Annotated in this window: 22 protein-coding genes; 15 read left to right on the forward strand and 7 right to left on the reverse strand. The window is 72.5% G+C overall.

The window, feature by feature from the left end; genetic code table 11:
* The first annotated feature begins 9 nt into the window (after positions 1-9).
* From AB0C38_RS14580 to AB0C38_RS14590, 3 genes are read left to right on the forward strand one after another with little or no spacing between them, the layout of a single operon-like run.
* On the forward strand, positions 10-966 hold the full coding sequence (locus AB0C38_RS14580) for an ABC transporter ATP-binding protein (RefSeq protein ID WP_360672667.1): 957 nt from the start codon (positions 10-12) through the stop codon (positions 964-966).
* Positions 966-1,772: an ABC transporter permease gene (locus AB0C38_RS14585; RefSeq protein ID WP_360672121.1), complete on the forward strand. Its 807-nt coding sequence runs from the start codon at positions 966-968 to the stop codon at positions 1,770-1,772. The genes AB0C38_RS14580 and AB0C38_RS14585 overlap by 1 nt, the downstream gene beginning before the upstream one ends.
* A complete protein-coding gene (locus tag AB0C38_RS14590; protein ID WP_360672124.1) occupies positions 1,772-2,602 on the forward strand; it encodes an ABC transporter permease in 831 nt (276 codons plus the stop codon). The genes AB0C38_RS14585 and AB0C38_RS14590 overlap by 1 nt, the downstream gene beginning before the upstream one ends.
* A gap of 220 nt (positions 2,603-2,822) precedes the next feature.
* Here the strand turns inward: AB0C38_RS14590 and AB0C38_RS14595 are convergent, their stop codons facing one another.
* Positions 2,823-4,265, reverse strand: a complete 1,443-nt coding sequence (locus AB0C38_RS14595) for a S8 family serine peptidase (RefSeq protein WP_360672127.1) — start codon at positions 4,263-4,265, stop codon at positions 2,823-2,825.
* Between the two features lie 545 nt (positions 4,266-4,810).
* On the opposite strand from AB0C38_RS14595, the gene AB0C38_RS14600 reads away from it, so the two are divergent.
* From AB0C38_RS14600 to proB, 5 genes are all read left to right on the forward strand, one after another.
* Positions 4,811-7,771: a translation initiation factor IF-2 N-terminal domain-containing protein gene (locus tag AB0C38_RS14600; protein ID WP_360672129.1), complete on the forward strand. Its 2,961-nt coding sequence runs from the start codon at positions 4,811-4,813 to the stop codon at positions 7,769-7,771.
* Positions 7,772-7,935: 164 nt separating this feature from the next.
* On the forward strand, positions 7,936-8,250 hold the full coding sequence (rplU, locus tag AB0C38_RS14605; protein ID WP_003067132.1) for a 50S ribosomal protein L21: 315 nt from the start codon (positions 7,936-7,938) through the stop codon (positions 8,248-8,250).
* 43 nt (positions 8,251-8,293) lie between these two features.
* Positions 8,294-8,554: a 50S ribosomal protein L27 gene (rpmA, locus tag AB0C38_RS14610; protein ID WP_155545674.1), complete on the forward strand. Its 261-nt coding sequence runs from the start codon at positions 8,294-8,296 to the stop codon at positions 8,552-8,554.
* Between the two features lie 107 nt (positions 8,555-8,661).
* Positions 8,662-10,122: a GTPase ObgE gene (obgE, locus tag AB0C38_RS14615; protein ID WP_360672132.1), complete on the forward strand. Its 1,461-nt coding sequence runs from the start codon at positions 8,662-8,664 to the stop codon at positions 10,120-10,122.
* Positions 10,119-11,228: a glutamate 5-kinase gene (gene proB, locus AB0C38_RS14620; RefSeq protein ID WP_360672135.1), complete on the forward strand. Its 1,110-nt coding sequence runs from the start codon at positions 10,119-10,121 to the stop codon at positions 11,226-11,228. Before obgE ends, proB begins: the two co-directional genes overlap by 4 nt.
* Before the next feature lie 135 nt (positions 11,229-11,363).
* Here proB and AB0C38_RS14625 read toward each other — a convergent pair whose 3' ends face one another.
* From AB0C38_RS14625 to AB0C38_RS14645, 5 genes are all read right to left on the reverse strand, one after another.
* Positions 11,364-11,648: an antibiotic biosynthesis monooxygenase family protein gene (locus AB0C38_RS14625; protein WP_360672138.1), complete on the reverse strand. Its 285-nt coding sequence runs from the start codon at positions 11,646-11,648 to the stop codon at positions 11,364-11,366.
* Complete coding sequence (locus AB0C38_RS14630) at positions 11,645-12,034, reverse strand: PPOX class F420-dependent oxidoreductase (protein ID WP_360672141.1); 390 nt, start codon at positions 12,032-12,034, stop codon at positions 11,645-11,647. The genes AB0C38_RS14625 and AB0C38_RS14630 overlap by 4 nt, the downstream gene beginning before the upstream one ends.
* A 12-nt stretch (positions 12,035-12,046) precedes the next feature.
* The gene (gene argS / locus AB0C38_RS14635) at positions 12,047-13,768 is read right to left on the reverse strand and encodes an arginine--tRNA ligase (protein WP_360672144.1); all 1,722 of its coding nucleotides are present in this window, start codon (positions 13,766-13,768) and stop codon (positions 12,047-12,049) included.
* Between the two features lie 68 nt (positions 13,769-13,836).
* Positions 13,837-15,108 (reverse strand): MFS transporter, encoded by a 1,272-nt coding sequence (locus AB0C38_RS14640; protein WP_360672147.1) that lies wholly within the window; start codon positions 15,106-15,108, stop codon positions 13,837-13,839.
* Between the two features lie 165 nt (positions 15,109-15,273).
* Positions 15,274-17,385 carry a RecQ family ATP-dependent DNA helicase gene (locus tag AB0C38_RS14645; protein ID WP_360672150.1) on the reverse strand — a complete coding sequence of 704 codons (2,112 nt, stop codon included), beginning with the start codon at positions 17,383-17,385 and terminating at the stop codon, positions 15,274-15,276.
* Positions 17,386-17,558: 173 nt separating this feature from the next.
* Between AB0C38_RS14645 and nadD the strand changes: the two genes are divergently transcribed.
* From nadD to AB0C38_RS14680, 7 genes are all read left to right on the forward strand, one after another.
* Positions 17,559-18,152 (forward strand): nicotinate-nucleotide adenylyltransferase, encoded by a 594-nt coding sequence (gene nadD, locus AB0C38_RS14650; protein ID WP_360672153.1) that lies wholly within the window; start codon positions 17,559-17,561, stop codon positions 18,150-18,152.
* A 59-nt stretch (positions 18,153-18,211) separates the two neighbouring features.
* Positions 18,212-18,607 carry a ribosome silencing factor gene (gene rsfS / locus AB0C38_RS14655; protein ID WP_360672155.1) on the forward strand — a complete coding sequence of 132 codons (396 nt, stop codon included), beginning with the start codon at positions 18,212-18,214 and terminating at the stop codon, positions 18,605-18,607.
* Positions 18,604-19,218: a histidine phosphatase family protein gene (locus AB0C38_RS14660; protein ID WP_360672158.1), complete on the forward strand. Its 615-nt coding sequence runs from the start codon at positions 18,604-18,606 to the stop codon at positions 19,216-19,218. Before rsfS ends, AB0C38_RS14660 begins: the two co-directional genes overlap by 4 nt.
* A 3-nt stretch (positions 19,219-19,221) precedes the next feature.
* On the forward strand, positions 19,222-19,950 hold the full coding sequence (gene octT, locus AB0C38_RS14665) for a diglucosylglycerate octanoyltransferase (protein ID WP_360672161.1): 729 nt from the start codon (positions 19,222-19,224) through the stop codon (positions 19,948-19,950).
* Positions 19,951-19,954: 4 nt separating this feature from the next.
* Positions 19,955-20,812, forward strand: a complete 858-nt coding sequence (locus AB0C38_RS14670; protein ID WP_360672163.1) for a DegV family protein — start codon at positions 19,955-19,957, stop codon at positions 20,810-20,812.
* Between the two features lie 321 nt (positions 20,813-21,133).
* A complete protein-coding gene (locus AB0C38_RS14675) occupies positions 21,134-21,853 on the forward strand; it encodes a ComEA family DNA-binding protein (RefSeq protein ID WP_360672166.1) in 720 nt (239 codons plus the stop codon).
* On the forward strand, positions 21,850-24,231 hold the full coding sequence (locus AB0C38_RS14680) for a ComEC/Rec2 family competence protein (RefSeq protein WP_360672169.1): 2,382 nt from the start codon (positions 21,850-21,852) through the stop codon (positions 24,229-24,231). The genes AB0C38_RS14675 and AB0C38_RS14680 overlap by 4 nt, the downstream gene beginning before the upstream one ends.
* 173 nt (positions 24,232-24,404) lie before the next feature.
* Here the strand turns inward: AB0C38_RS14680 and thrC are convergent, their stop codons facing one another.
* Positions 24,405-25,670 (reverse strand): threonine synthase, encoded by a 1,266-nt coding sequence (gene thrC, locus AB0C38_RS14685; RefSeq protein WP_360672172.1) that lies wholly within the window; start codon positions 25,668-25,670, stop codon positions 24,405-24,407.
* Positions 25,671-25,682 lie beyond the last annotated feature (12 nt).

Below are 25,682 nucleotides of genomic sequence, written 5' to 3' on the forward strand. Positions count from 1 at the left end.
CCCGCTCGTATGGTCGGGGGTGTGGACGAATCGGAGGACCGGGAACCGGCGCTGGTACAGGCCAAGGCACTGGTGAAGCGCTTCGGCGAGTTCGAGGCCGTGCGCGGGATCGATGTCGAGGTGCGGCGCGGCGAGGCGTTCGGCTTCCTCGGCCCGAACGGCGCCGGCAAGTCGTCGACGATGCGGATGATCGCGTGCGTGTCCCCGCGCACCGACGGCGACCTGCGCGTGCTGGGGCTGGATCCGGAGGTCGCCGGGCCGCGGATCCGCGCGCGCCTGGGCGTGGTGCCGCAGCTGGACAACCTGGACGTCGAGCTGACGGTCCGGGAGAACCTGCTGATCTATGCCCGCTACTTCGGGCTTTCGCGGGCGGCGGCCCGGAGCAAGGCGGACGAGCTGCTGGAGTTCGCGCAGCTGGGCGACCGGGCGGGAGACAAGGTCGACCCGCTGTCGGGCGGCATGAAACGCCGGCTGACGATCGCGCGGTCGCTGGTCAACGACCCGGAGCTGCTGCTGCTCGACGAGCCGACGACGGGGCTCGACCCGCAGGCCCGCCACCTGCTGTGGGACCGCCTGTTCCGGCTCAAGGAGCAGGGCACGACGCTGATCGTCACCACGCACTACATGGATGAAGCGGAACAACTGTGCGACCGCCTGGTCGTGATGGACCACGGCCGGATCGCCGCGGAGGGGTCGCCGTCGGAGCTGATCAGCCGGTATTCGACGCGGGAGGTCGTGGAGCTGCGGTTCGCGGTGGGGCAGCAGGTGGCGGCGGCGCAGCAGGTCGAGGGGCTGGCCGAGCGCGTGGAGGTGCTGCCGGACCGCGTGCTGCTCTACAGCAACGACGGCGAGGACACCCTGGAGCACGCGCACTCGCGCGGGCTGAGGCCGTTGTCGAGCCTGGTGCGCCGCAGTTCCCTGGAGGACGTGTTCCTCCGGCTGACCGGCCGGACGCTGGTCGACTGATGACCACCGTCGAACCCACCGGCCGCGTCGTCGGCAGCTGGCACGGCGCCTGGCTGCGCGTCGAGGGGTACTGGACCTGGTACCGGCGCCATTGGCTGTCCACTTTGTACTCCACCGGGCTGCAACCGGTGCTGTTCCTCGCCGCGATGGGCCTCGGCTTCGGCTCGCAGGTGCGCCCGGGCGCGGTCACCGGCGGCCTGTCCTACCTGCAGTACATCGCGCCGGCGCTGCTCGCCGCCGGTGCCGCTCAACAGGCCGTCGGCGATTCGAGCTACCCCGTGCTGTCCGGGTTCAAGTGGCAGAAGGACTACCTGGCGGTCACCGCCACACCGGTGTCGCCGGGGCAGGTACTCGGCGGCCACCTGATCTGGACGACCCTGCGGCTGACCCTCGCCGGCGCGATCTACGCGTTCGTCGCGCTGTTCTTCGGCGCCTGGACCGGGCCCGGCGTGCTGCTGGTGATCCTCGTGGGCACGGTCACCGGGCTCGCGTGCGCCACGCCGATCACCGCGCTGGCGGCGCGGACGTTCGACGAGGGCCAGCGCTTCGGGCTGATCTTCCGCTTCGTCGTCATGCCGATGACGTTGTTCAGCGGCACTTTCTTCCCGATCTCGCAGCTGCCGGGCGCCATCCGCTGGCTGGCCTGGCTTTCCCCGCTGTGGCACGGCACGCAGCTGGCCCGCGGCGTGAGCGCCGGGGGAGTCGGCGGCTGGGCGATGCTCGGCCACTTCGCGGTGCTCGCGGCGTTGTTCGCGGCCGGGTGGGCGGTCGCGCACCGGGCCTTCTACCGGAGGCTGATGGAGTGATGGTGAGCGTCCAAGCTCCCCCGGCGCGGGCCGGTCTGCTGCTGCGGATCCTGCCGTCCGGGCTGTACGCGGGCCGCGCCCGCATGCTCGTCGAGCGGTCGGTGCGCGTGAGCCGCAACAGCTGGGCGATCTTCGTGTCCGGCGCGGCCGAGCCGTTCCTGTACCTGCTGGCCTTCCAGCTGGGGTTCGGCAAGCTGGTCACCGAGGTGGCGGGCCCGGACGGCCGCCCGATGGGCTACGTCGCGTTCGTGGCGCCGGCGCTGCTGGCGACGTCGGCGATGAACGGCGCGGTCTTCGAGTCGACGTACAACCTCTTCTTCAAGCTGCGCTACGCGAAGCTGTACGACGCGATGCTGGCGACGCCGATCGGCCCACTGGACGTGGCGATCGGCGAGATCGGCTGGGCGATGACCCGCGGCGGCATCTACGCGGTGGCGTTCCTCGCGATCGCGGCGGCGATGGGGCTGCTGGCGTCGTGGTGGGCGCTGCTGATGGTCCCGGCGGCGCTGCTGGTGGGGCTGGCCTTCTCGGCGATCGGCATGGCCCTGGTGACGTTCCTGCGGTCGACGGCGCAGTTCGACTACATCGCGCTCGCCCTGATGCCGATGTTCCTGTTCGCGACGACGTTCTTCCCGCTGTCGGTGTACCCGGAGCCGCTACAGTGGGTGGTCCGCTGCCTCCCGCTGTACCACGCGATCGAGCTGATGCGCGGCCTCGCGACGGGCCTGCTGTCCGGCAGCATGCTGGCCAACCTGGCCTACCTGCTGGTCCTGGGCGCGGTCGGCCTCTGGGCCTCGACCCGCCGGATAGCCAAACTCCTCCTGACCTGACAACCGACCCCCCAGGCACCCAGCCCGACCCTCCAGGCACGCGAGTCGACCCTCCAGGTACGCGAGTCGACCCTCCAATCACGTGAGATGCCCCTTCAATCACGCGAGATGCCCGCCGGATCACGCGAGATGCCGCTCCAGACACGCGAGTTCCGCCTCTGATCACGCGAGTTCCGGCCTCGATCACGCGAGTCCCGGTCCCTGCACGAGCCGGAGCGGGTCAGCGGGCCGGGTCGGGCCGTCCCCGCGGCGCGACGGCGGCCAGCGCGTCCACCATCCCGTGCCCGTAGAAGCCGTTGAACCCCTCGTAGCCCGCGCAGTAGGCGTCCTGGGTCCCGTCCCCGGTGAGGTCGTAGTCGGCCGGGCACGGCATCGGCATCGCCTGGCCGTCCAGCGTCCGCCGCAGCTGCCGCGGCCCGGCGTCGCGGTGCGCGGACGCCAGCAGCGCCAGCACCCCGGTCACGTGCGGCGCGGCCATCGACGTCCCGCACAGCGGCTCGTACCCGCCGGGCACCGTCGAAAGCACGCACTCGCCCGTCTCACCGCCGGGCGCGGTGACGTCGATCACGCCCAGCCCGTACGAGCTGTAGCCCGCCTTTACGCGGTCCGAGCCGACGGCGGACACCGCGACGACGTCCCGCAGCGCGGCCGGCAGCGCTTCGCAGCCCGAACCCGCCGCGGGCGAGCCGGAGCGTGCCGACGGCGTCAGGTCGACGGCCTCGTTGGTCGCCGCCGCGACGTTCAGCGTGCCCGCCGACGTGCTGTACTCGACCGCGCGCGCCAGCGCTTCGTGCACCACCCCGCGGTCGTCGCCGCGGATGCACGACAGCGTCCACGGGTTCACGAAGAAGCTGCTGTTCGTCAGCCGCATGTGCCGTGACGCCGCCCACATCAGCCCGCACACCGCGGCCTCCGGGTCGGCGTAGCCGCGGTCGTCGATCACCTTCACCGACGCCACCCTGACCCCGGGCGCCACTCCCGTCACGCCGTGCCCGTCATCGGCCGCGGCGATGATCCCCGCCACGTGCGTGCCGTGCACCGACGTCGTCGGCGCCCAGGCCGACGGCGACCGGTCGGGGGCGCCGGTCAGGCAGCCGGCGGAGTCGTCGCGGTCGAGGGCGCCGCTGAGGTCCGGGTGAGCGGGGTCGATCCCCGAGTCGAGGACGCCGACGACGACGTCCCGGCTGCCGTGCGAGACGTCCGCGCGGCTCGAGACTTCCGGAGCGTGGCCGGCGTTGATCATCCGCATGTCCCACTGCCGGCCGCTCAGGTCCGCGGTGGGAACGCGAGCCGGGTCGGTCGCGGGCAGCGTCGCCCGCGCGGGCTGCGGCTTGACCTCGGTGGCGCGCTGCGCGGCCAGCCGCTCGGCCTGGGCGCTGAACGCCCGGTCGAGCCCGATCCGCCCGCCGAAGTCCGGGTCGCCCGAGGTGGCGACGGCGACGGCGATCTGCGGGTAGTAGACGGTGGTGGCCCCGCACGCGCCGGTGACCCGCGCGCGAGCGGTGGATTCGGCCGTGCCGCGGTCGAAGGTGACGACGTAGCGCAGGCTCCGGCCGTGGCCGCAGCCGGGCTCGTCGGCCGCCGCGGGACCGGCGGTGACGCATCCCGAAAGCACCAGGACGGTGCACACGGCCGCCCGCAGGGGCCGCGCCAGCAGGGACACCGGACCTCCCACCGGACGCAGGAACCGCGGGTGCCGGCGCGCGAGATCCCGGTCACCCCGAGCCGCACGGTAGCCACCCCGTGCCCGGGGGACAAGCGCTACGGTCAAGTTCCCCCGGCCGGGGTGCGGCGGGACGGCACGGCGCGCCCGGCGGCGTGGCCGGAGGTACCGAGTACACCGGAGCAGTCACCCGGTGTGGGATACTCGGGGTGGCCGCTGGGCCGCGGGGCGCACGTGAGAGGTGCTGCCTGCGGTGTTGTGGCCCGGTGATGTGCACGACCGGCACGACGCGCGTCGCCGCCCGCGAGGCGGGCGGCTGGACGACGTGGCGGGCGGCCCGGGGGCCGCGAGTGCCGACGCACAGCTCCGAGCAGACCTTTGACCGGGTTGCGCGCCGCCGGGATGCGGCGGTGCGGCGCCCGGTCGTCGGGCCAGGATTCCCGTCGCTGGTGACCACCACGGCGGAACGAACAGAAAGGGGCCCCTGCGCGGCCGCGTCCCTGCCGGTGAGAACCGGCAGACGCGCCCGGGGGCGGAGGAGACACATGTCGAACGCGGAAACACCCGCCGAGCACACCGGCGGGAATCCCGCCACACCCGCGAGCGGTCCACTCGCCGACCTGCCCGCCCGGATCCGGGTGCACGCGCTGGCGAAGCTGCTCGAAAAGAACAGCCGGGACGTCCTCGCCAAGCTCGTCGAGCTGGGCGAAAGCGTGCGCGGCGCGCAGTCGAGCGTGACCAGGGAAGTGGCCCACAAGGTGGCCGAGGCGTTCTCGGCCGGTGACGTCGAGCAGGCGCCGGCCGCCACGCCGGAGCCCGCGCGGCCCGAGCCCGAGAAGACCTCGCCGGCGCCCGAGGTGCCGGCCGCGGAGGCCGAAAAGCCGCGCCCGCGGCAGAAGGCCCGCGCGCACCTGCCGGTGTTCGCCGCGCCGTCGCCGGTCTTCCTGCCGCCGGAGCCCGCGGCCACCAAGCCGGCCCGCAAGCCCGCCGACCCGTTCGCCGAGCCGCCGTCCCGGCCGGAGCCGAAGTCCCGCCCGGAGCCGGAGGCCGTCGAGGAGGAAGAGGCCGAGGACACGACGCCCGCCACCGCCGGCGACCCGGACGACGACGGTGACGAGGACGGCGCCGGCCGCCGCCGTCGCCGCCGCGGCCGTCGCGGCCGTGGCCGGGGCAAGGGCGCCGACGGCAGCGACGAGAACGACGGCGAAGACGGCCAGGCCGAGGAGCCGCAGCCGCCGCGCCGCCGCTCCCGCAACGGTGAAGAAAAGCCCGCCAAGGACGAATCGGACACCGAAGAGACCGAAAGCGCCGCCGCGGAGTCCGACGACTCCGACTCCGACGACGGCGAGGGTGGCAGCAAGCGCCGTCGCCGCCGCCGTCGCCGCAAGGGCTCGGACGGCGACGAGGCCGAGACCACCGACGACCCGCCCAACACGGTCACCCACGTCCGCCAGGCCAAGGCCGAGCAGGCCGAACGCGCCGAGCGCGAGCGCCCGGCGCGCGACGAGGTGCGCAGCGTCCGCGGGTCGACCCGCCTGGAGGCCAAGCGCCAGCGCCGCCGTGACGGCCGCGAGGCCGGCCGCCGCCGCGCCCCGATCCTGTCCGAGGCCGAGTTCCTGGCCCGCCGCGAGGCGGTCGAGCGCACGATGGTCGTCGCCGAGAAGGGCGACTCGACGCAGATCGCCGTCCTCGAGGACGGCGTGCTGGTCGAGCACTTCGTGACGCAGGCGGGCTCCGGCTCGATCGTCGGCAACGTCTACCTCGGCCGCGTCCAGAACGTGCTGCCGAGCATGGAAGCCGCGTTCATCGACATCGGCCGCGGCCGCAACGCCGTGCTCTACGCCGGTGAGGTCGACTGGGACGCCGCCGGCCTGGAGGGCAAGGCCCGCAAGATCGAGCAGGCGCTGTCCACCGGCGACTCCGTGCTGGTCCAGGTCACGAAGGACCCGGTCGGGCACAAGGGGGCCCGGCTGACCACGCAGATCTCGCTGCCCGGCCGCTTCCTGGTGTACGTCCCCGCGGGCGGCGCCACCGGCATCTCCCGCAAGCTGCCGGAGAACGAGCGCCGCCGGCTCAAGGACATCCTCAAGCGGATCGTCCCGGAGGACGCGGGTGTCATCATCCGCACCGCCTCCGAGGGCATCGGCGAGGAGGAGCTGGGCCGCGACGTCGACCGCCTGAAGGCCCAGTGGGACGTCATCAAGGAGAAGGCCGCCGCCGGTTCCGGCAAGAAGGGCGGCGCGCCGACCATGCTCTACGAAGAGCCCGACCTGCTGGTCAAGGTCGTGCGTGACCTCTTCACCGAGGACTTCACCAAGCTGGAGATCCAGGGCAACCGGTCCTGGGAGACGATCAACGGCTACGTCACCCACGTCGCGCCGGAGCTGACCGAGCGCCTCAGGCGCTACACCGGCACCGGCGAGGCGTTCGCCGACCACCGGATCGACGAGCAGATCACCAAGGCCCTCGACCGCAAGGTCTGGCTGCCTTCCGGTGGTTACCTGGTCATCGACCGCACCGAGGCGATGACGGTCATCGACGTCAACACCGGCAAGTTCACCGGTTCGGGTGGCAACCTCGAGGAGACGGTGACCCGCAACAACCTGGAGTCGGCGGAGGAGATCGTCCGCCAGCTCCGGCTGCGGGACATCGGCGGCATCATCGTGATCGACTTCATCGACATGGTGCTCGAGTCCAACCGCGAGCTGGTGCTGCGCCGCCTGACCGAGTGCCTCGGCCGCGACCGCACGCGCCACCAGGTCGCCGAGGTCACCTCGCTCGGCCTGGTGCAGATGACCCGCAAGAAGATCGGCACGGGCCTGCTGGAGGCGTTCTCGACGCCGTGCGAGCACTGCAAGGGCCGGGGCGTGCTCGTCTCGACCGAGGTGCAGCGCACGGGCGGCGGTACGCACTCCCACGGCGGCAACGGCAACGGCGGGAACAGCGGCAACGGCGGCAACGGCGGCGGCGGGGAGAAGAGCTCCCGCCGGTCCCGGGGCCGCGGCAAGGGCGAAGAGGCCGCCAAGGAGCAGGCCGAGGCCGCCAAGGCCGAGGTCCACGCGGTCCCGCCGCCGGAGCAGCGCGCGTCCGTCGCGTCGGCGGTGGCGGCGATGGCCAACGCCTCGAAGGCCGCCAAGGACCACGACCACGGCGCGCTGAACGGCAACGGGCACGTCCCGGAGGTGACCGACCCGGCCGAAGCCGCGGAGGCTGCCGAAGAGACCCGTCAGGAGGCCGTCACCGAGCCGGCCACCGAGGTCGCGGACGTCCCGGTGACCACCGAGGCGGACGAGGCCCCGGTGCCGCAGGAGGAGCCGGCGGTCGAGCGGTCCTCGGCGCCGGAGCCGGCCGAAGAGCCGGTCACGGAGTCCGTGGCGTCTTCGGAGGCCGCCGAACCCGACGTCAGCGTGCCGGAACCGGCCACGCGTCCCACCCGGCGCCGGTCGCGCCGGACCGCGTCGCGTCCGGCAGGTCCGCCGGTGCACGCGTCCGACCAGAGTCAGTGAACGACTAGGGGACCCCGGTGGAAACGCACCGGGGCACCCCACGTAACCTGTAGTACGGCCTGCCACCAGAGCAGGTCGCCTGCGTGAGTCCTGGACCACCGTTTCCATTCGGTGGGCCGGTTGCGCAAGCCCCCACCCATTGTCGAGTAATGCAGGAGACTTCCGTGTCGGCGTACGCGATCGTCAAGACCGGCGGCAAGCAGTACAAGGTTGCCGTCGGCGACGTGGTCGAGGTCGAGAAGCTCGAGGGCGAGCCGGGCACCGAGCACATTCTCCCCGCCGTTTTGTACGTCGACGGTGGCGATGTCACCACGGACGCCGACGCGCTGGCGAAGGTCTCGGTCACCGGCAAGGTCGTCGAGCAGACCAAGGGTCCGAAGATCCGGATCCACAAGTTCAAGAACAAGACGGGCTACCACAAGCGTCAGGGTCACCGGCAGAAGCTGACCCGCGTCGAGGTCACCGCCATCTCGCTGTAAAGAACTTCTCCGGATCTTCGCAAGACTGAAAGAGGACTGAGCTATGGCTCACAAGAAGGGTGCGTCCAGCTCCCGCAACGGTCGCGATTCGAACGCCCAGCGCCTCGGCGTCAAGCGCTTCGGCGGCCAGGAAGTCAACGCCGGCGAGATCCTGATCCGCCAGCGGGGCACCAAGTTCCACCCCGGCGTGAACGTCGGCCGTGGCGGCGACGACACGCTGTTCGCCCTGGCCGCCGGTGCGGTCCAGTTCGGCGAGAAGCGTGGTCGCAAGACCATCAACATCGTCGTGCCGGTCGAAGCCTGAGTTTCGGCTTCGACGAAGACCTTCTGACGAGGGGTGGAGCCGGAATATCCGGCACCACCCCTCGTTTGTTTTGCGTATCCCCTGCTCGTGAACGAAAGAGGCAAGTCATGGCGTCCCGGTTCGTGGACCGCGCGGTGATCCATCTGACCGCCGGTGACGGTGGGAACGGCTGCGCCTCGGTGCACCGCGAGAAGTTCAAGCCCCTCGGCGGCCCGGACGGCGGCAACGGCGGCAACGGCGGTGACGTCCTGCTGGTCGTCGACCCGAACGTGCACACCCTGCTCGACTTCCACTTCCGCCCGCACGCCAAGGCGGGCAGCGGCAAGCTGGGCCAGGGTGGCGACCGCGCAGGCGCGGCGGGGGAGACGCTGGTGATGAAGGTGCCGTCCGGCACCGTCGTGTTCACCGAAGACGGCGAGATGGTCGCCGACCTCATCGGCCCGGGTACCACTTTCGTCGCGGCGCAGGGCGGCCGCGGCGGCCTCGGTAACCGTGCGCTGTCGTCGAAGGCGCGCAAGGCGCCCGGCTTCGCGCTGCTGGGCGAGCCGGGGGAAGCCCGCAACCTCGTGCTGGAGCTGCGTTCGGTCGCCGACGTCGGCCTGCTCGGCTTCCCGTCCGCCGGCAAGTCGTCGCTGATCTCGGTGCTGTCCGCGGCCAAGCCGAAGATCGCCGACTACCCGTTCACCACGCTCGTGCCGAACCTCGGCGTGATCACCGGCGGCGACACCGTCTTCACGATGGCCGACGTCCCCGGCCTGATCCCCGGCGCGTCCGAAGGCAAGGGCCTCGGACTCGACTTCCTGCGCCACATCGAGCGCTGCGCGGTGCTGGTGCACGTCGTCGACTGCGCGACGCTGGAGCCCGGCCGCGACCCGGTGTCCGACGTGGACGCTCTGGAGCTGGAGCTCTCGAAGTACACGCCGGGCCTCGGCGGGAAGCTCGAAGAGCGCCCGCGCGTGGTCGTCCTCAACAAGATCGACGTTCCGGAAGCCGCCGAGCTCGCCGAGTTCGTCCGGCCGGAGCTCGAAGCCCGCGGGCTCCGGGTGTTCGAGATCTCCACGGCGTCGCGCAAGGGCCTTCGCGAGCTGACCTTCGCGCTCGCGAAGGTGGTCGAGGAGTACCGCGAGATGCAGCCGGTGCTGGAGCCGGAGACGATCGTGCTGCGGCCCCTCGCCGTCGACGACCAAGGGTTCACCGTCGAAGCCGACCCCGAGGAAGAGGGCGCCTTCATCGTGCGCGGCACGCGCCCGGAGCGGTGGATCCGCCAGACGAGCTTCGGCAACGACGAAGCCGTCGGTTACCTCGCCGACCGCCTCAACCGCCTCGGCGTCGAGGACAAGCTGGCGAAGCTCGGCGCGCGGCCGGGCAGCCCGGTCACGATCGGCGACGTCCAGTTCGAGTGGGAGCCGTCGACGCCGAGCGTCGCGATGCACCTGTCCGGCCGCGGCACCGACGTCCGCCTCGAGAACCACGACCGGATCGGCGCGGCCGAGCGCAAGGAAGCCCGCCGGATCCGGCGCGACGGCCCGGACGAGCCGGAAGGCGACGACCTGGACCTCGACGCGTGAGCGGCACGCGGGAAGCCATCGCGGCCGCCCGCCGGCTGGTGGTCAAGGTCGGTTCGTCGGCGCTGACCACCGCGGGCAGCGGCCTCGACCCGGTCCGGCTGAACGCGCTGGTCGACGCGATCGCTTCGCGGGTCGCGGCCGACACGCAGATCGTGCTGGTCTCCTCGGGCGCGATCGGCGCCGGGCTGGCCCCGCTTGCCCTCGGCAAGCGACCTCGCGACCTCGCGACGCAGCAGGCGGCGGCGAGCGTCGGCCAGCTGGCGCTGGCGCACGCGTACGCCGAGTCGTTCGGGCGGTTCTCGCTGACGGTCGGCCAGGTGCTGCTGACGTCCGACGACGTCGTCCGCCGGTCGCACTACCGCAACGCGCAGCGGACGTTCTCGCGGCTGCTGGCGCTGGGCGCGGTCCCGGTCGTCAACGAGAACGACACGGTGGCCACGGAAGAGATCCGCTTCGGCGACAACGACCGCCTGGCCGCCCTGGTGGCCCACCTGATCGGTGCGGACGCGCTGATCCTGCTGTCCGATGTGGACGGCCTCTACGACGGCGACCCCCGCGACGGCGCCACCCGCAAGCTCACCGAGGTCCTCTCGGAGTCCGATGTGGACGGAATCTCGGTCGGCATGTCCAGCTCCGGCCTCGGCACGGGCGGCATGGTGTCGAAGCTGGCGGCGGCCCGCACCGCGGCGGGCGCGGGCATCCCGGTCCTGCTGGCGGCCGCTTCGGAAGCCTCCGCGGCCCTGACGACGGCCTCGCCGGGAACGGCGTTCGCCCCGGCGGACACCCGCCTGTCGGCCCGCCGGTTCTGGCTGGGCTACGCGGCGGACACGACGGGCAAGCTCCGCCTGGACGACGGCGCCGTGACGGCGGTGGTCCGCCGCCGCCGGTCCTTGCTGGCGGCCGGGATCACGGGCGTGGAGGGCGAGTTCCAGGCCGGCGACGTGGTCGACCTGGTGGACGCGAAGGACCGCGCAGTGGCCCGCGGAGTGGTGGCGTTCGACGCGACCGAGCTGCCCGACCTGGTCGGCCGCTCAACGCACGAGCTCCCGGCGGAGCAACGCCGCGAGGTGGTCCACGCCGACGACCTGGTCCCCCTGCGCCGCTAGCCCTCCGCCGGCTCGCGTGATCCGGCAGGCATCACCCGTGCTCCCACGGGCATCTCACGTGATCGGCCGGGCATCACCGTGTCGCCCCTCCAATCACGCGTGATGCCCTCCCAATCACACGTGATGCCTCTCCGATCACGGTGCCTCGACCGCGGAAATCCGGTAGCGCGCCACCGAGGCGTCGAGGATCTGCGCCGACTGCTCGTCCGACGGTCCGGAGCCGCGGAACCGCTCGAGGTCCGCATCGGACTCCCAGCGCTCGTACACGGTGATCCGGCCGGGGTCGAGCAGGTCGGCGCCCAGCGCGTACTCCAGGCAGCCGTCCGCCTCCCGCGCGAGGCGGACGGCTTCGGCGCACTCCTCGAGGTAGGTGGCACGCTCTTCGGGAGCGACCGCGAGCCAGCCGGCGACGATGATCATGTCGGGTTGATCCGGTCCGGCTTGATCGTGAGCAGCAGCCGCGTCTGGTCGCGGCCGCCCCACCACGGGTACGGGCCGCCGAGGTAGCGCTGCGCCAGCTTCTCGATGTGCTCGACCGCGCCGTCCTCGGTCGTGTCGATGACCTGCCCGCGGATCGCGTAGTAGCGCGACGGCCGGTCGCGGTCGGCGACGTTGAGCGCCACCCGCGGGTCGCGCTCGATGTTGCGCTGCTTCTGGTGCCCCAGCACGGTGTTGACGAGGATGTGGGTGCCGTCGGTGTCCACCCAGGTCTGGGTGAGCTGCGGCGAGCCGTCGGGCATCAAGGTCGACAGGAAGCAGAGGCTGGGCTCGCGCAGCAAAGCGAGCAGGTCGCCGGGTAGTTCCACAGTGGTCTCCCGCTAGAGCTGGTCGGGCGCTTCGATGCCGAGCAGGGAGAGCCCGAGCGCGAGCGTGTGCGACGTCAGCGTAGTCAACCTCAGCCGGGACGCGCGCAGCGAAGGTGAGGGCGCTTTCAGCACCGGACATTCCTCGAAGAACCGGGAGAACGTGACCGCCGTCTCGTACAGGTACGTACAGAGCTTGTGCGGTGCGTAGCCGTCTGTCGCGGCCTTCAGCGCTTCGCCGAACCTGAGCAGCTTCAGCGCCAGAGCCCGCTCCGCCGGCGCTTCCAGGAGCACCTCGGCGCCTTCGGGCAGCGCGCCCGCCTTCCGGAGGATCGACCGCGTCCGCGCGTGCGCGTACTGGAGGTACACCGAGGTGTTGCCCTCCTTGGCGAGCATCCGGTCCCAGGCGAAGACGTAGTCGCGCTCGCGGTCGCCGGACAGGTCGGCGTACTTGACCGCGCCGATGCCGACCGCCCGGGCGACTTCGGCCTGGCTTTCCGCGTCGAGCTCGCTGCGTTCGGCGACGACCGCGGCCGCCTGCGTCACGGCTTCGGTGAGCAGGTCGGCCAGCTTGACCGTGTCGCCGGCCCGGGTCCGCATGGTCTTCCCGTCCGCGCCCAGCACCGTGCCGAAGCCGATGTGCTCGGCGTGCCCGGTCAGCCAGCCGGCGGCGCGGCAGACGGCGAACAGCATCGCGAAGTGCTGCGCCTGCGGCGTCCCGACGACGTAGAGGAGGTCGGTCGCGCCGCGTTCGGCCGTCCAGTACCGGACGGTGGCCAGGTCGGTCGCGGCGTACCCGTAGCCGCCGTCGCGCTTGCGGACGATCAGCGGCAGCCGGTCGCCTTCGCGGTTGCGGAACCCTTCGGGGAACACGCACACCGCGCCGTCGCTGACCTCCGTCAGGCCGGCTTTATCGAGATCGTCGACCACCGAGGCGAGGTACGGGTTGTAGAAGCTCTCGCCGTAGATGTCCTTGTCCGTCAAGGTGATGCCGAGCAGCGCGTAGACCTCGTCGAAGTGCCGCGTCGATTCGGCGACGAGCTCCCGCCAGACGGCCAGGGTCTCTTCGTCGCCGCTTTGCAGCAGTACGACGCGGTTGCGGGCCCGCGTCGCGAACGCGCCGTCGCCGTCGAACTTCTGACGCGCTTCGCGGTAGAACGCGTCCAGGTCGGCGATGGCGCGTTGCCCGGCCGGGACGTCGAGGAGGTGCTCGATGAGCATGCCGAACGGCGTACCCCAGTCGCCGAGGTGGTTGTGCGGCAGCACTTCGTGCCCGGCGAACCGCAGCAGCCGCGCGAGCGCGTCACCGATCACCGTCGTGCGCAGGTGCCCGACGTGCATCTCCTTCGCGACGTTCGGGCTGCTGTAGTCCAGCGCGATCCGCCGCGGCTCAGTCGTTTCGGGCACGCCGAGACGCGGATCGCCGAGCAGTGCGGCGGTGCCGTCTTCGAGCCATTCCTTGCGCAGCACGAAGTTGAGGAACCCGGGCCCGGCGACCTCGGGCGGATCGGCGATCCCGTCGAGCTCCAGTGCCCCGGCGATCAGCTCCGCGACCTCGCGCGGCGGGCGGCCGAGCCGCTTGCCCAGGCTCATCGCGAGGTTGCCCTGGTAGTCGACGCCTTCGCGGGGCGACGCCTGGATCAGCGCCTGCTCCGGTGTCAGCTCGACACCCAGCGCCCGGCCGGCGGCGGCCACCACGCGGCGCGCCAGTTCCTCGGTAACGTCGGCGGTCTGCACGGTGTCCCTCCTTCGGCTCGGTTCGGAGCACGCAGCGTAGCGAGCGTGACCGGCCGGTGACGAAGGGTTTAGCGCAGCTCGCTGCCCTTGGTCTCGGGCAGCGTGAGGATGACGGCGAACGCGATCGCCGCGCCGGCCGCGACGTACCAGAAGTAGAGCGTCGGCGAGACCGCGCCGAAGACGGTGATGAGCAGCGGCGCGGTACCGCCGAAGATCGCGACGGTCAGGTTGTACCAGGCACCGATCCCCAGCCCGCGCAGTTCGGTCGGGAACAGCTCGCTCATGATGGCCGGCGCGATCGACGTCATCGCCGTGTACAGCCCGAGCCCGACGCAGAACACCACGAGCAGGCCGCCGACGTTCGGGCCGATCAAGGTGGACAGCGGCACGACGACGACCGCGGTCGCCCCGGACCAGACGAGCAGCTGCGGCTTCCGCCCGACCCGGTCCGCGAGCGCGCCCATCGGGTACTGCAGGGCGATGAACAACGCCGTGCCGACGGACAGGGCGAGGAACACGGCGTCCGCGTCGGCGTGCCGGCTCTTCACCGCGAACGACGTCAGTGCGCTGAAGAACGTGTAGTAGCAGAGGGTCGAGAGCATCGTGAACCCGACGAGCCTGCCGACGGCCTTGGGGTGGTGCGTCAGCGTCGTCAGCAGCGGCCGCTCGAGCTTCCGCGCCTTGACCTTCGTCTGCTCGAACAGCTCGGTCTCGGCGAGGCTGCGGCGCAGCCACAGCCCGATCAGGCCGAAGACGCCGCCCAGCAGGAACGGCAGCCGCCAGCCCCAGGACGCGAGCTGCGCCTTGTCCAGCGCCCGGGCCAGGACGAACCCGAGCACGGTCGCGATCAGCACGGCCGACCCGGTCGAGATGTAGAAGAACGCCGAGTACCGGCCACGACGCTCCGGCGGCGCGATCTCGCCCAGGTAGGCGGACGCGTTCGACACCTCACCGCCCAGCGACAGCCCCTGCGCGATGCGGGCGAGCAGCAGCAGGATCGGCGCGAGCCAGCCGACCTGCGAGAACGTCGGCAGCAGCCCGATCGCGACCGAGCCGCCGGCCATGAGCAGGATGGTGAGGATCATGGCGGGCTTGCGGCCGCGCGTATCCGCGAAGCGCCCGAGCAGGACTCCGCCGAGCGGGCGGAAGAAGAACGCGAGCGCGTAGGTGGCGAAGGTGTTGATCAGCGCGAGCGTGTCGTTCCCGGCCGGGAAGAACGCGCTGGCGAAGTAGATGCTGAACGTCGCGTAGATCGTCCAGTCGAACCACTCCAGCGCATTGCCCGCGCTCGCCGCGAACAGCTTGCGCACCGGCAGCCGGTGCTGAACCTGCACGGTCATGGCAGCCTCCACGTCCCCCGAAGGTGCAACGGGACTTTGCCACATTCGTTCGCGGTGCGAAAGATCCCCACTGCCCGGTTCGCCCGTCGAACCGACCCTCCAGGCACGCGAGCCGACTCTCCGGGTACGCGAGCCGACCCCTCCGGGTACCTGGTCTCCTTCCGGTCAGGCCGTGCTGGCCAGCGCGAACGGCAGCACCGCCGGCGCCCCGGCCCGCCGCAGCAGCCGGGTGGCCAGCGTCATCGTCCACCCGGTGTCGATGACGTCGTCGACCAGCAGAATCGGCCCCGACGGCAACGTCGCGGCCAGATCCGACGGCATGCTCAGCCGTTTCCACAGGTCGGCCAGCCGTTGCGCGCTGTTCGCCTGGCGCGGCGGCGGGCCGTCCGCGTCGAGCGCCCCGAGGAAGTCCAGCTTCCCGATCTCGGCCAGCCGGGTCGCCAGGCTGTAGACGAGCCGCGGCCGCGTTTCCGACGGCACCGCCACCACCGCGACCGGCCGCTCCGCCCACTGCCACCCGGCGAGCACCTGCACGCAGGCCTTGAACACCGAGTCGGGCACGTCGGTGTCCTGCGCGCCGGTACCGACGAGCTCCCGCAGCCGGTTGCCCCACCCGACGTCGGTGAGCCGCCCGAGCACCTGGCCCGGCTCGGCCTGGTCGTCGGCGCCGATCCGGCCGGAGACCGGAACGTCCAAAGAGGACATCCCGGTGGGCCACTGCTTCCGGGGCGCGACCTCGACGCCCGGCCGCTGCAGCCGTTCCCGGGTCGCCTCGGCGACGTCGTCGGCCACCGTCGTGTCCCAGTGCTTGCCGGTGCAGTTGTCGCACCGGCCGCACGGCGCCGCCTCGGGGTCGTCGAGCTGCCTCCGCAAGTACTCCATCCGGCAGCTGTCAGTGGCCAGGTAGCCGACCATCGCGTCCTGCTCGCGGTTGCGTGCCTCCGCGACGCGCTTGTAGCGGCCGCTGTCGTACTGCCAGTCCTCGCCCGTGCTCGTCCAGCCGCCCTTCACGCGCCGCACCGCGCCGTCGACGTCCAGGACCTTGAGCACCATTTCCAGCCGCGACCGGGAAAGCTCCACCGACGGCTCGAGCGCGGCCGTCGAAAGTGGACGGTCGGCGTAGGAGAGCGTGTTCAGCACCTGGGTGACGCGCAGCTCGTCGGGGAAGGCGAGCGACCCGAAGTACGCCCAGATCGCCTTGTCCTCCTCGCCGGGCAGCAGCACGACCTCGGCGCGGTCCACGCCACGCCCCGCGCGGCCGACCTGCTGGTAGTACGCGATCGGCGACGACGGCGCCCCGAGGTGCACGACGAACCCGAGGTCCGGCTTGTCGAACCCCATGCCCAGCGCGGACGTCGCGACCAGCGCCTTGACGCGGTTGCCGAGCAGGTCGTCCTCGGCCGCCTGCCGGTCGGCCGGGTCGGTCTTGCCGGTGTAGGCCGCCACCGGGTAGCCGCGGTCCTTCAGCAGCGACGCGACGTCGTGCGCCGCCGCCACGGTGAGCGTGTAGATGATCCCCGAGCCGGGCAGCTCGGCCAGGTGCTCGGCGAGCCACGCCAGCCGCGCCTGCGACGTCGGCAGCCGGCACACCGACAACCGCAGGCTCTCCCGGTCGAGGGTGCCGCGCAGGACGAGCGTGTCGGTGCCCGTGCCGAGGCCCAGCTGCTCGGCGACGTCGGTGACGACGCGGTCGTTCGCCGTCGCCGTGGTCGCCAGCACCGGCACGCCGTCGGGCAGGTCGCCCAGCAGCGTGCGCAGGCGCCGGTAGTCCGGCCGGAAGTCGTGGCCCCAGTCGGAGATGCAGTGCGCCTCGTCGACCACCAGCAGGCCGGTGCTCGCCGTCAGCTTCGGCAGGACGTTGTCGCGGAAGTCCGGGTTGTTCAGCCGTTCGGGGCTGACCAGCAGCACGTCGATCTCGCCGGCCGCGACCGAGGCCTGGACCTGGTCCCACTCCTGGGGGTTCGCGGAGTTCATGGTCGCCGCGTGGATCCCGGCGCGGGCCGCGGCCGAGATCTGGTTGCGCATCAGGGCGAGCAGGGGCGAGACGATGACCGTCGGCCCGCTGCCCTGTTCCCGCAGCAGCGCCGTGGCCAGGAAGTAGACCGCCGACTTGCCCCAGCCGGTGCGCTGCACGACCAGCGCGCGACGCCGGTGCGCGACCAGGGCCTCGATGGCCGTCCACTGGTCTTCGCGCAGCTTCGCCGAATCGCCGGCCAGGGCCCGGAGGAGGGTCTCGGCGCAGTCGCGGAGGGCTGGGGTGGTGCTGGTCGTGTCCACGTCCCCACGTCTACCCCATGGCACCGACGAACCGGGAATCGGCGGCGTCGCGAACGGACCGTTCGTGTCGAATACGGGTGGTTATGTGACCTGAATCACATTCGTTGCCCGGTCGGGGGAGGTGGTGAACAGCACCCGACGTCCCGCGCGCGCGATGTATAGGCTCCCGAGTCATGTCACCACGGCGGATCGGGGTCATGGGCGGCACGTTCGACCCCGTGCACCACGGCCACCTCGTCGCGGCGAGCGAGGTCCAGTCCCGGTTCGGGCTCGACGAAGTGATCTTCGTCCCCACCGGGCAGCCCTGGCAGAAGACCGACCGCAAGGTCACCAAGGCCGAGGATCGCTACCTGATGACGGTCATCGCGACCGCGTCCAACCCGGTCTTCTCGGTCAGCCGCGTGGACATCGACCGCGCCGGCCAGACCTACACCGTCGACACCCTGCGCGACCTCGCCGCCGAGTACCCCGGCGACCAGCTCTACTTCATCACCGGCGCCGACGCGCTCGAGCAGATCCTGACCTGGCACAAGGCCGAGGAGCTGTTCGAGTTCGCGCACTTCATCGGCGTCACGCGGCCCGGCTACCGGCTCAACTCGCACCACCTGCCCAGCGGCAAGGTGAGCCTCGTCGAGGTCACCGCGATGGCGATCTCGTCGACCGGCTGCCGCGACCGCGTCGAGCGCGGGGAGCCGGTCTGGTACCTCGTTCCCGACGGCGTCGTCCGCTACATCACCAAGAAGGATCTCTACCGGAAGAGCGACTGAAAGGCCGCTGGTCCCGGCGGGTACTCTTCTCGGGCGAACCCGATCTGTGAAGGAGCACCGTGGCAGCCACGTCCGAGGCACGAGAGCTGGCCGTAGCGGCCGCACACGCGGCGGCGGACAAGAAGGCCAGCGACGTAGTCGTGCTGGACGTGTCCGAGCAGCTCGTCATCACCGACGCCTTCGTCATCGCCTCCGCGTCCAACGAGCGCCTGGTCGGCGCGATCGTCGACAACGTCGAGGAGAAGCTGCGGGAGGGCGGGCACAAGCCGGTCCGCCGCGAAGGCGCCCGCGAGGGCCGCTGGGTCCTGTTGGACTACGTCGACGTCGTCGTGCACGTCCAGCACGTCGAAGAGCGCACGTTCTACGGCCTCGAAAGGCTGTGGAAGGACTGCCCGCGCATCGAGGTGGCCGGTCTCGAAGAGTCGACCGCCGACGAGGACCCGGACGTCCCGTGAGCCCGCGGCGGCTCGTGCTCTGGCGCCACGGCGAGACGGACTACAACGCCGCCGGGCGGATGCAGGGGCACCTCGACTCGGCGCTGACGCCGGTCGGCTGGAACCAGGCCCGGTTCGCGGTCCCCGCGCTGGCCCGGTTCTCCCCGGACCTCGTCATCGCGTCCGACCTGCGCCGCGCGACCGACACGGCCACCGTGCTCACCGACGCGATCGGCGTCCCGCTGCGGATCGACAAGCGGCTGCGCGAGACGCACCTCGGCGAGTGGCAGGGGCTCACCGGCGCCGAGGTCGACGAGGCCTACCCCGGTGAACGCGACCGCTGGCGCAAGGACGCGACCTGGGCGCCGCCGGGCGGGGAGAACCGGCTCGACGTCGCCGACCGCGCGAGTGAAGTCGTCACCGACCTGCAGCAGGCCAACTCTTCGGTGGGCGACACCGTGCTGCTGGCCGCGCACGGCGGGCTGATCACCGCGCTCACGGCGCGGCTGCTGAACCTGCCGGTGGAGGCCTGGCCGTCGCTCGGCGGGATCTCGAACTGCCACTGGGTCGAGCTGGGTGCGCGCGACGGGAAGTGGCGGCTGCACGCCTACAACGCGGGGATGCACGGCTAGCCGATGGGGCCGCGCCTGCTCGTGTTCGGCGATTCGCTGAGCTTTCACGGTCCCGAAGGACCCTGCGCCGCGGACGAACCGCGGCTGTGGCCCAACGTCGCCGCCGCGGCCCTCGGCGGCACCGCCGACCTGGTCGCCGGGATCGGCTGGACCGCCCGGGACGCCTGGTGGTCGCTGACCGGCGACCCGCGCGTGTGGGCCGACCTGCGCCACGTCGACGCGGTCGTGCTGGCCGTCGGCAGCATGGACACGCTGCCCTCGCCGTTGCCGACCTACCTGCGCACGGGGCTGAAGTACCTGCGGCCCGACCCGGTGCGGCGCGTGGTGCGCAAGGCCTATCTCGCCGCGCAGCCGCGGTTGTCGGTCGCGTTCCGCGGCCGTCCCACGGTGCTGCCGGCCAAGCTCACCGTGCAGTACCTCGACACGGCCGTGGGCGCGCTGCGCGCCCTGCGGCCCGAGCTGCCGATCTTCAGCATGCTGCCCTCGGTGCACCGGGCGGCGGCGTACGGCAACGTGCACACCGCGCGCCCGGCCGCGGCGGCCGCGATGGCGGCCTGGGGCTCGCGGGCCGGAGTTCCGTTGCTCGACCTCGAAGCCGTTGTCGGAGAACACGTCCTGAGCGGCGAGGGCAACCCCGACGGCATGCACTGGGGCTGGCAGGGGCACGCCGCGGTGGGCGAGGCGATGTCCGCGGTGATGGCGCCGGTGCTGGCCCCCGGCCACGTAGGCTGACGGCGTGTCGGTCGCCGTAGTCACGGATTCCACCGCCCACCTGCCGGAAGGCTTCGCCGAACGGCACGCGGTCCGGGTGGTGCCGCTGCACGTCCTGGTCGACGGCGTGGTCTCCCTCGACGGCGTCGAGACCGGCCCGGCGGCGGTCGCCGAAGCGATGAGCCAGCGCAAGATCGTCACGACGTCCCGCCCGACTCCCACGGAGTTCGTGAAGGAGTACCGCGCGGCGTTCGCCGACGGCGCCGATTCGATCGTTTCGGTGCACCTGTCGCGCGAGCTGTCGGGCACCTGGGAAGCGGCGGTGCTGGCGGCGCAGGAGGTCGGGCCGGACCGGGTCCGCGTGGTCGACTCGCGCACCACGGCGATGGGGCTCGGGTTCGCCGCCCTGCACGCCGCCGACGCCGCGGCCGCCGGCGCGGACGCGGCCGAGGTCGAAGCCGCCGCGGTGACCGCGGCCAGCTGCTCGTCGACGTTGTTCGTCGTGGAGACGCTCGACCACCTCCGCCGCGGCGGCCGGATCGGCCCGGCGGCGGCGCTGCTCGGCACGGCGCTGGCGGTGAAGCCGGTGCTGCACATGTCCGAAGGGCGGATCCTGCCGCTGGAGAAGGTTCGCACCATGAACCGGGCACTCGCGCGGCTGGTCGAGCTCGCCGCCCAGGCCGCGCGGGACGACGACGTCGAGCTGGCCGTCCACCACCTCGCCTCGCCGGACCGCGCGGTCGAGCTGGCGAACCGGCTGGAAGTGGCCGTACCTCGGTCGGCGGGCTGCGTGGTCTCCGAGCTGGGCGCGGTGATCGGGGCCCACACCGGGCCCGGCGTGCTCGGGGTGGTCGTCCAGCGGACGGTTCCCTCCCGCGGTTAGGCACTGTCCTGCAAGTCACGTTCGCGGTCTTCGCGCCCAGGCGGCCCCTGACAGCACGGGCGGATCACCCGAGTACAACCCGGTACGAGGGCGCTCCGCCCGCACCGCCAGGAACCACCTGGATCACGAAGCCCATCGAGCAGACTCGCAGGACAGCGCCTGGCCGCCGACGCGCCGAACCCTCCAGCATGCCACCCGGGTACGACGGAAACGGCCGTTCCCGGCCCGGGCGGGGTGGATCCGTCCACATCACCCCGGTTGTCCACAGGACGCGGCGGCACCCCTGTCGGACGCCTCCCCGCGAGCCCTAACGTCGATCGTGTGTTCGAGCAGCCCGCCCGGGATCCGGGCCCCCACGTCAACGACCGGCTCTCCTGGCTGGCCGACCAGCTCTCGCCCGACGCGAGCACGGTCGGGCCCGGCGGCCGGCTGGTCCGGCGCTGGCTGCCGGGCGGGCCGGCCGGGGCCGGCCGCCGGCGGTGGGCGTTCGCGGGTGTCCTCGTGTCGGTCGTGGTGATCGTCCTCGGCTCGGTCGCGCTCTTCGGCGGCCCGCCGGCGCCCGAGCCACCGCCTGCGCTGCCCAGCGCGAAACCGGCGAGCGAGGCGTCGGCCCGGGCCGCACCCCCGGCCGGTCTCGTCGTCAGCGTGATCGGCCGCGTCCGGTCACCCGGTCTGGTCACCGTGGCCCAGGGTGCCCGCGTCGCGGACGTGCTGCGCGCCGTGGGCGGCGCCGATCCCGGCGCGGACCTGAGCGCGCTGAACCTCGCCCGCCGGGTGACCGACGGGGAGCAGCTCGCGGTCGGGATCCCGGCGCCCGCCGCCGCGCCGGCCGGTGCGCCGGCGGGCGCCAAGGTCGACCTCAACGCGGCGAGCACGGACCAGCTGGACACGCTGCCCGGCGTCGGCGAGGTGACGGCCCAGCGGATCGTCCAGTGGCGCACCGAGCACGGCGGCTTCGCGAAAGTCGAGCAGCTGCGCGATGTCTCGGGCATCGGAGAAAGTAAATTTCAAAAGCTGCGCGAGCAGGTGACGGTCGGATGAGCACCCTTCCCACGACCGACACCCGGCAGGACATGCGGCTCGTCCCGGCGGCGCTGGCGTGCTGGCTCGCCGCGCTCGGCGGCCTGCTGCTGGGCTGGTGGACGGCCGTCGCCGCGGGCCTCGCCTCGGCGGTGCTCGCCGGGCTGGTGCTCTGGCGCGGGCGTGGGCGTCCCCGGGCGCTCGGCGCGGCGGCGGCCCTGCTGGTGCTGGGACTCGTCGCCGCGGGCCCGGTCGCTTGGCGAATCCGGGACGCGCAGCGTGACGAGCTTCGCGTGGCCTCGGCTGACGGGCTTCCCGCGTCGTTGCGGGTCGTCGTCGCCGAGCGGCCGAAGCCCGTGCGCGGCGCGGGGTATGCCGACCAGCAGGCCGGTGCCCGGTCGGTGGTGCTGACGGCCGAGGTCCGCGCGGCGTCGGTCGACGGCCGGCCGGTCACGTCGTCCGGCCGCATCCTGCTGCTGGCGCCGGTCGCGCAGTGGGCTTCGCTGCTGCCGGGCCAGGACGTGACGGCGACCGGCCTGCTGATGCCACCGCGCGGCTCCGACCTGACCGTCGCGGTGTTGTCCGTGCGCGGCCCGCCGGGCGACCTCGGGCCCGCATCGTGGTGGCAGCGGACCGCGGCCGGGCTGCGCGCCGGGCTCCACGACCTGTGCCAGGTCCTGCCGGACGAACCCGCCGGCCTGCTGCCGGGTCTGGTCCTGGGCGACACGAGCGGGTTGTCAACGCGGGTCGAGCAGGAGTTCGTCACCGCCGGGCTGGCCCACCTGACCGCCGTCAGCGGGGGAAACCTCGCCGTGGCGTGTGGCGCGGTTCTGCTGGTGCTGCGCTTGCTGCGGCTCGGGCCCCGGCTGTCGGCAGTGGCGGCCGGCGCGTGCCTGGCCGGCTTCCTCGTCCTGGTCGGGCCGGAGCCGAGCGTGCTGCGGGCCGGGGTGATGGCGGCGGTCGCGTTGCTGGCTCTGGCGCTGGGCCGGCGTGGCTCGGCGTTGCCCGCGCTGGCGTTCGCCGTGTGCGTGCTGGTGGTGACGGATCCGGCGATGGCGACGGACTTCGGGTTCGCGTTGTCGGTGTTCGCCACGGCCGGGCTGGTCCTGATCGCGCCCCGCTGGGCCGCCGCGCTGGCTCGTCGCGGCGTCCCGCCGGGGTTCGCCGAGGGACTGGCGATCCCGTTGGCGGCCTTCCTCGTGACGGCTCCGGTCCTCGCGGGCATGGCGGGCACGGTGAGCCTGGTTTCGGTGCTGACCAACGTCCTCGCCGCGCCCGTGGTGGCCCCGGCGACGGTGCTCGGCGTGCTGGCGACGGTGCTCGGCCCGTGGTGGCCGGGTGCCGGCAAGGTCCTGGTGCACCTGGCCGATCCGGAGGCCCGGTGGCTGATCACGGTGGCGCGGCACGGCGCGCGGGCGCCCGGCGCGGTCGTCGCCTGGCCCGGCGGCTGGACGGGCGGGCTGCTCGCCGCCGCCGTGCTGGTGGTGCTGGTGCTGGCCGCCCGGCACCGGCGCGTGCGGCTGGTGATGGCGGTGCTGGTCACCGGTGCGCTGCTGGTGTTCGTGCCGGTCCGGGTGCTCGCGCCGGCGTGGCCACCGCGGAACTGGGCGATGGTCGAGTGCGACGTCGGGCAGGGCGACGCCGTCGTGCTGGCGACGGCGGAGCCGGGGCGCGCGGTCGTCGTGGACACCGGACCCGAGCCGGGGCCGGTGGACGAGTGCCTGCACCGGCTGGCCGTCGACCGGATCCCGTTGCTGGTGCTGAGCCACCTGCACGCCGACCACATCGGCGGGCTCTCGTCGGTCTTCGACGGCCGGGCGGTCGGCGGGATCGCCGTCGGCCCGGGGCGGGCGCCGGAGTGGGCGTGGCGCCAGGTCGCGGAGGAGGCTCGCCGGCAGCACGTGCCCCTGGTGGAGCTGACGCCGGGGGAGCGGCTGGCGTGGCCCGGCCTGGCGCTCGACGTGCTCGGCCCGCGCTACGTCCCGGCTCGCTCGGCCGGGCAGCAGGACGGCACGACGATCAACAACAGCTCGGTGGTCCTGCGAGCGCAGACCCCGGCCGGCCGGGTGCTCCTGACCGGTGACGTCGAGCTGGCGGCCCAGGCCGACCTGCTGGCCGACGGCGACAACCTGAAGGCGGAGATATTGAAGGTCCCCCACCACGGCTCGCGCTACTCGCTGCCGGCGTTCCTCGCGGCGGTGGCGCCCCGGGTGGCGTTGGTCAGCGTGGGCGCGGGCAACACCTACGGGCACCCCAACAAGTCCACAATGGACACCCTGACCGCGCTGGGCGCCTTGGTCACCCGGACCGACGTGGACGGCGACACCGCGGTGGTCGGCGACCCAGCAGGCCCGGCGACAGCACGCCGAGGCGAGCCGCGCGGCCCGCCTCGCCGCTGAGCCCGGTCGTACCGGGCGGGCCGGGTGGTGGCTGCGTTCGTCAGTCATCCGGCGTCTCACCCAGCGCTGTCCGCCTTCATCGGCGAGGTTTTCGACGCGTGCGACCACGACAACAGCCCGGAAGGAGGCACTCACCGGGGCGAGCCAGGTGGGCCCGCCCCGGTGCGCGGATGTCAGTAGCCGAGCGCCTCGTTCACGGCCGCGGCGGAAGCCGGGACCGTCGCCTTGGGGCCGACGTGGTTCTCGATCGCGTCGAGGGTCTTGAGGCCGTCGCCGGTGATCAGCAGCACCGTCTCGGCTTCCGGGTCCAGCTTGCCCGACTCGATCAGCTTCTTCGCCGTCGCGACGGTGACCCCGCCGGCGGTCTCGGTGAAGATGCCTTCGGTGCGGGCCAGCAGCCGGATGCCTTCGACGACCTCTTCGTCGCTGACGTCCTCGATCGCGCCGCCGGTGCGGTTGACGATGTCGAGCACGTACGGGCCGTCGGCCGGGTTGCCGATCGCCAGCGAGCGGGCGATCGTGTCCGGCTTCACCGGCTGGACCACGTCCTGGCCGGCGCGGAACGCGGCCGACACCGGCGAGCAACCGGTGGCCTGCGCGCCGAACACCTTGTACGGGCTGGCGTCCACGAGACCGAGCTGGCCCAGCTCGCGGAAACCCTTGTCCACCTTGGTCAATTGCGAACCGGAGGCGATCGGCACGACGATCTGCGGCGGGATGCGCCAGCCGAGCTGCTCGGCGACCTCGAAGGCCAGCGTCTTCGAGCCTTCCGAGTAGTACGGCCGGACGTTCACGTTCACGAACGCCCACGTCGGGTGCTCACCGGCGAGCTCGGTGGCGAGGCGGTTGACGTCGTCGTAGTTGCCGTCGACGGCGATCAGGTCGCCGTCGTAGACCGCGGTGGTGAGGATCTTGGCGCGCTCGAGGGTCTTCGGGATCAGCACGACCGACTTCCAGCCCGCGCGGGCGGCCGCGGCGGCGACCGCGTTGGCCAGGTTGCCGGTCGACGGACACGCGAGCACCTCGAACCCGAACTCGCGGGCCGCGGCCAGCGCGACGGCGACGACGCGGTCCTTGAACGAGTGCGTCGGGTTGCCGGTGTCGTCCTTGACCCACAGACGCTTGAGGCCGAGCTCCTTGGCGAGGCGGTCGGCGCGGATCAGCCGGGTCGCGCCGGGCTCGGTGTTCGGGATCTCTTCGACGTTGGACGGCACCGGGAGGAGCTTCTTGTAGCGCCAGATGTTCTTGGGGCCGGCCTCGATGTCTTCGCGGCGGACGCGGCCGAAGTCGTAGGCGACCTCGAGCGGCGAGAAGTCTTCGGCGGAGACGAACTCGGGGGCGAGCGGCTGCCGGTGGCCCTCTTCCTTCGACACCAGTTCGACGGCCGGTCCGAGATCCGGGGTCTTCGTGGTGGAGGTCGTGCCGAGGGTTGCGGTCATCGCGAGGTTCCT

Source organism: Amycolatopsis sp. NPDC048633 (genome assembly GCF_040650695.1).
Lineage (GTDB): Bacteria > Actinomycetota > Actinomycetes > Mycobacteriales > Pseudonocardiaceae > Amycolatopsis.